Source organism: Bacteroidia bacterium, assembly GCA_019695265.1.
Classification (GTDB): domain Bacteria; phylum Bacteroidota; class Bacteroidia; order JAIBAJ01; family JAIBAJ01; genus JAIBAJ01.
The window spans coordinates 21,669-28,255 of sequence record JAIBAJ010000040.1 but is presented as its reverse complement, the minus strand read 5'-3'; the positions used below and the strand labels follow the sequence as shown (position 1 = coordinate 28,255).

The window sequence follows — 6,587 nt, the reverse complement described above, 5'->3', positions numbered from 1 at the left end:
GTGCAATTCCCTTTATCCAATTAAGCGAATCAAAAATCCTAAAAATATCGATTCCATTTTCCCAACTCTCTTCTACAAATCGCTCAACCAGGTTATTCGGATAGGAGGAATATCCTACTCCATTGGCCCCCCGAATTAGCATTTGCAGCATAATATTGGGTACTGCTGCACGTATTTTTCTTAACCGATCCCAAGGATTTTCATGTAAAAACCGGAGAGCAACATCAAAGGTAGCACCTCCCCAAACTTCCATTGAAAATACTTCCGGATGATTTTTGGCAAAACTCTCCGCAACCTTTACCATATCGTAGGTTCGCATACGGGTAGCCAACAAACTTTGGTGTGCGTCCCTAAAAGTAGTATCGGTATAATGAATTTTCTTTTCATTCTTTAACCATTGCGCCAAGCCTTCCGGACCCAATTCGGTCAGTAAATCCTTGCTGCCTTTTGGGTAAGGTGAATAATGTTCATAGGCCGGAACAATTGGCTTTAATAAGGTTTTGTTTGGGTCTTTGAATTTAACTTCCGGATGCCCATTCACAATTACCTCACCAATGTACTTCATAATTTTGGTGCCACGGTCTTTGCGTTTTCTAAACTTGAACAATTCCCGATGGTCGCCAATAAAATTAACAGTTGCATTGCCGGCAATAAAAACCGGGTGATTCACAATATTTTCCAGAAATTGTATATTCGACTTCACACCTCTGATTCTGAATTCCTGCAAGGTGCGTGTCATTTTTCGGGCTGCTCCTTCCATGGTGCGGCTTTGAGCACAAACCTTCACTAGTAAGGAATCAAAATAGGGCGGAATCCTAACCCCGGGATAAACACTTCCTACATCCAACCGTATCCCAAATCCTCCTGCACTTCGATAAGCTGTAACCGTTCCATAATCCGGTTTAAAATCATTTTCCGGATCTTCCGCTGTTACCCTGCATTGGATGGCAAATCCGGTAATTTTTATCGCTTCCTGCCCAATAATATTGATTTCCCCTTCTCCCAAACGATGGCCCATAGCCACTCGTATCTGAATTTTAACCAAGTCAATATTGGTAACCATTTCAGTTACAGTATGTTCAACCTGGATGCGAGGATTAACCTCAATAAAATAAATATTGTTTTGCTGATCCACTAAAAACTCAACCGTTCCAACATTGTTATATTGAACAGCCTTGCAAATACGGATGGCATAATCATACAATTTATCCTTTACATCCTGAGGTAGATTGGGAGCCGGAGCTACTTCCACTACTTTCTGGAAACGACGCTGTACCGAACAATCCCTTTCAAACAAGTGAACAATATTTCCATGGTGGTCGGCCGCAATTTGCACCTCAATATGCTTGGGGTTTTCTACAAACTTTTCAATGAATATGGTATCATCCCCAAAGGCATTTTTCGCCTCCCTCCTAGCCTCGTTAAAGGCATTTTTTATATCCTCTTCTCGACGAATTACGCGCATCCCTCTTCCTCCTCCTCCGGCTGCGGCTTTTACCATCACCGGAAATCCAATACGCCTAGCCTCCTCCAGTGCAACTTCATCCGAAACCAATTCCACCCGGTTGGATTCTATAATCGGAACACCCTGAGATACCGCTACTTTCTTCCCGCTAACCTTATCTCCCAATGCCAACATCGCTTCCGGACTCGGGCCAACAAAAATGATTCCGTTCTCCGCACATTTTCGAGCAAATTCCGAATTCTCACTCAAAAAACCATATCCAGGATGTATCGCATCACATTTCCGCTCCTTGGCCAAATTAATGATTTCATCTATATCCAAATATGGCTTAAGTGGCTCATTATCAGCACCAACCTGATAGGCCTCATCTGCCTTGTACCGATGAAGCGCATACCTGTCCTCGTAGGTATAAATCGCTACTGTTTTTATTCCTAGTTCTACGGCAGCGCGGAAAACACGAATGGCTATTTCGCCACGGTTTGCCACCAAAAGTTTATTTATTTCCATGTGGAGTTAACAATAGCAAAGAAAAGCCTAATTCCTTCCCGTATTGGAAATGTTAGCAAAATTGGAAAAGTATTACAACTTAACTAACTCATTGATTTCTAACCCGCTAGACAATCCAAAATTTCAATCAAACTTAAACCCATCCATTTTGGACAGCAAATTCAATGAATTATGCCTGAAATCAAGTGTTTCATAAGGCTCGATTCTTGAATTTCTCCTCTGGTTTTCAGGCATTCCTTTCAGGGGCTTTCATTAAATCAATTGAACATTAAAATGTATGCGGGCCCCCTCCGCCCAACCTAATACTTGCCTAGATACAATATTTGCAAAAGGCGTCGGGTCACGCTTTCGGCTGTAGTCCTCGTCCACCTAGGCTAACGCCGTCGGTGTCCTGTGGGCTACTTGCCTCTATCGTTGCCCGGGACGGAATCTACAAACTTCACTGCTAATCAACCTTTTACGGGGTCTAGATAGTTCGCAAGTAGTTCTATTTTTGAATATTTACTAGTGTGATTGTTTGTAGATAAACTAAAAAGCAAAGGGTTTCAGAAATAAGTTTTCAGAAACCCTTTGCCAGATTAATCCCGTCAAATTCAGAATGTGATTAAAGCCTTTTTCAAAGCAGTTTAATCAATAAACCAAGACAGTATAGAAAATATCCTGTTTTGTTACCCGCATTTACATACCAAATCCATAATAGGACCGCATGCCATTCGGATAATATCCTTCAATTAAAATTCCGCCTTTTTTACTTTCCAAGGCATCATTTATATCTTCAACACTATTGATGGTTTTACGATCAATATGCGTAATAATAAATCCTTCCTTAATTCCTGCATTTCGAAGTTTACCACCATTCAATTCGGAAATTTTTACTCCATTTTTAATACCTAAGCGTCGCTTTTCATCCGCCGACGGAGCAGAAAATTTTGCTCCCAGCGATTCTATTGTTTCCGAATTGGATTTCAAAAGTGGATTGGTATTTCCTAATTTATTGTTCAACACCACTGCAAAGGCAAGACTTTGATCACCTCTTCGAACATGCACATCAATTTTATCTCCCGGACGGTGACGGGCAACTTGCTCTTGCAACTCACTCATAGAATTAACCGGGGTTTCATTCAATTTAAAAATGATATCACCTTCTTTTAATCCTGCTTTTTCTGCACCTCCACCTTGGGTTAATCCATTTACATAAACTCCTTTCTGAACCGGAATTTTCTTCTCCTCAGATAAACGTTGATCGATATCCCGAATACTTACACCAATAAATGCTCGTTGAACTTCACCGTATTCTAATAAATCATCTACCACTTTACGAGCCAAATTAACCGGAATGGCAAAGGCATAACCTGCATAGGATCCGGTAGTACTTGCAATAGCTGAGTTTATTCCTACCAATTCACCATTGGTGTTTACCAAGGCACCACCGCTATTTCCCGGATTAACAGCAGCATCTGTTTGAATGAAGCTTTCAACTGCATATTCTTCATTTAATAGTTGTATGTTTCTTCCCTTGGCACTAACAATTCCGGCAGTTACGGTTGAAGTTAAATTAAATGGATTTCCAACTGCCAAAACCCATTCACCTAATCTAACATCATCTGAATTTCCATAAGGAAGATAAGGCAATGACTTTTCATCAATTTTAAGCAAGGCCAAATCTGTTGCCGGATCTTTTCCAATAATCTTGGCACTATATTTTCGATTATCATTCAAGGTCACATGAATCTCATCTGCTTGATCTACCACATGATTATTGGTAACAATGTATCCATCTTCTGAAATGATTACACCTGAGCCCGAACCGACTTGAGGCTGTTGTTTAAGCTGACGTTGAGGCCCAAAGAAAAACTCATGGAAAGGGTCATAAAAATTACTACTTTGGAAATTACTTACTTGGGTTTCGGTAGTAACATGCACTACTGCATTAACTGATTTTTCAGCGGCCGTAGTAAAATTGATGGCATTCTCCGGAACAGAATAACTGGCATACCGAACCGGAATACCTTTTTCAGCGCTCAGAATTGTTTTACCTGAATGTTGAGAAAAGTAGAAAACGCCTGTGGCAGTAACTCCACTAACTAGTGCCGATAGGGCAATTGTTGATAATTTATTCATGGCTTTTACTTTAATTTTAATAGTTAATGGCACTTTTCAAATAACATGCCTAAAAATTCATTTGCAAATTAACGGAGACAATTTCAAGCTAGGTATGAGGCTGATTTAAAGATTTGTTAATAGGATTTATCATTTAATTATTTTTTAGAATTCTGTTAAAAAACCTCCGGAAATAGGCACCTTGGCCTGCTCTTCCACAAAATTTGAAACCAACCTAACCTAGTACTATTTATTATTCCTCTATACATCCGGTACCATTTATGTAGGACTTACTTAATCGGCATCACCAAAACTTGATACTACCAACCCTTATAATTTCTAACTGGTTAAATGTCGCAACAAATTGTATTTAAATATCTTTGCATCCGCTTTGGAAACAAATACCCGATTTTCTGCCCTTCGCCGTTTTGGAAATAATGTTTTCACCTTTTTTTCAGGTGTAACATTTGGGCTGCTAATAGGCGGTGGAGTTATGTTTTATTACATGGATTCAAAAATCCAGGCAACCCAACAGGCAGGAACCAATGAAAAAAACCAACTTAGTTTGCTTGGAAAATTCATTGAATTTGCTGAAAAAACTAATCCATTTTCAAAGAAGAAAACTGACAAAGAAAGCAATCAAAAAATTGAGGAAAAAGAGAACAGACAAAGTTCTGACTCCAAAGTAATGGTAGATTCATCCAATTACTTTAGTCCTAATCAAAAAGATACTACCTCATTAGACTCGGACGACTTATTATCAGATGGAGGAATGGTCGTAAAAAAGGATGAAATGCTATTTTCAAAATACATGGAAATTTTGGAAGGTTCACCATCTGGAAGTCCGGCAGATTCAACCAATACCTTTACAGGAAAAAGTAAACAAATCGCCGGAAGAATGTGGGTAGAATTTTGGAGATCCCCCCTTAATTACCGCGGTTACAAATTTGGAAGAAGTAAATTAGTGGTTTACGGAATTTCTGATTACGAAGGAGTGAAAATTCTTAAGTATAAAGACGATTTATTTATTAAACATAATACTTCCTATTACAGGATAAACAATTCGGACGATTTTGTACCTTTCAATAAAGTCATCGACGAGTTAACCCTAATTGAACTTAACCAATTATAAGCATTGGTTCATTACCTCCGGCATAGTGAAATTGACTTTCAGAAATGGGATCAATGTTTACAACAATCCACCAACGGATTGATTTATGCCTATTCCTTTTATTTAAATGTTGCTTGTCCGGGTTGGAATGCCCTTGTTTGGAATGATTATGAGGCTGTTATGCCGTTACCGGTTAAAAAAAAGTATGGAATTCCCTACATTTATACTCCATTCTTCATTCAACAATTAGGTGTATTCAGCCCAAAAGAAACTTCAATTATCCATTTTATTAATGCTATACCTCCCCAATTTAAACTGGTGGAATACAATTTAAATTGGGCCAACAAGCAATTATATCCTGAACTCCCGTCCTGGGTTACTCATCATTTAAGCCTAAATCGGCCATTCGAAGAAATTTCTGCACAATTTGACCGAACATTAAAAAACAACCTTAAAAAGGCTGATATAGTTCCATTAAGATTAGAGAAAAACCAATCTATTCAATCTGTTATCAACTTATTCAGAGAGGATAAAGGCAAAGAACTTAATCATTTGAAAAATCAGGATTATAAGCGATTGGAGAACCTGGTCGAGGTTTGCGAACAACAACAACAAGCTTGTGTTTGGGGAGTATGGGATGGTTCCAACTTAGTTGCCGGTGCTTTATTTGTTTGGTCTAACAAACATTATATTTTTCTGTTTTCAGGAAATACCCAGCGGGGAAAAGAAACAGGAGCCTTACCTTACTTATTAGCCAGATTCATCCAGGAGCATTCTGAAAGTGATTCAATTTTTGATTTTGAAGGTAGCAATCAGCCGGGTTTAGCAAGGTTCTATAAGTCATTCGGATCAACCAGAGTAGAATATCCAAGGTATGAAAGACGACGTTTTCCATTGTTCTAGGTTGATGTAATAGTTTAGATTCCTCTGAAATCAGTTTCCCAGGCAGGAAGGAACATGATTTTTCGAATTCTATTTTCAGGAACAGGAAAAACTTCGTAAAAAGTAAAACCATTTGGGTTTGCACCTCGGGCAACGATAGAGGCAAGTAGCCCACAGGCCCACTACGGCGTTAGCCTAGGGGGACGAGGACTACAGCCGAAAGCGTGACCCGACGCCCTACTGATTATTTAGGGATCTGACAAGCCTTTATGGGCGGAAGGGGGCCCGCCAACTTAGTAAAGAAACCATGGTTGACAGAATTTTCGTTATGCTACCTTAATTCATTCCGAGTTCGATATTTTTCCAGACCAACAACTGACTAACAATTTAAATTTCAAACACTTATACCATTTGAGCTATATAGAATTCCCAAAAAATCAGAAATCCTTGCGGCCTTAAGGTGTTGAAACAGAATAAAGTTCAACTTTTTGTCTTGCTTTTGTATCTTTGCCATCTTTTTTT

The 6,587-nt window shown here is 39.0% G+C and carries 4 protein-coding genes; 2 read left to right on the top strand and 2 right to left on the bottom strand.

Features of this window, described 5'->3' with window-relative positions; all coding sequences use genetic code 11:
- Together K1X82_07695 and K1X82_07690 are read right to left on the bottom strand one after the other, a co-directional pair.
- A partial coding sequence (locus tag K1X82_07695) for a pyruvate carboxylase (protein MBX7181979.1) occupies positions 1 to 1,972 on the bottom strand: 1,972 nt, incomplete at its 3' end.
- 678 nt (positions 1,973 to 2,650) lie between these two features.
- Positions 2,651 to 4,093, bottom strand: a complete 1,443-nt coding sequence (locus K1X82_07690) for a Do family serine endopeptidase (GenBank protein MBX7181978.1) — start codon at positions 4,091 to 4,093, stop codon at positions 2,651 to 2,653.
- Between the two features lie 370 nt (positions 4,094 to 4,463).
- Here K1X82_07690 and K1X82_07685 point away from each other — a divergent pair, with 370 nt between their 5' ends.
- Together K1X82_07685 and K1X82_07680 are read left to right on the top strand one after the other, a co-directional pair.
- Positions 4,464 to 5,204, top strand: coding sequence for a hypothetical protein (locus K1X82_07685; GenBank protein MBX7181977.1), 741 nt, complete (start codon positions 4,464 to 4,466; stop codon positions 5,202 to 5,204).
- 3 nt (positions 5,205 to 5,207) lie between these two features.
- On the top strand, positions 5,208 to 6,086 hold the full coding sequence (locus tag K1X82_07680) for an aminoacyltransferase (protein MBX7181976.1): 879 nt from the start codon (positions 5,208 to 5,210) through the stop codon (positions 6,084 to 6,086).
- Positions 6,087 to 6,587 lie beyond the last annotated feature (501 nt).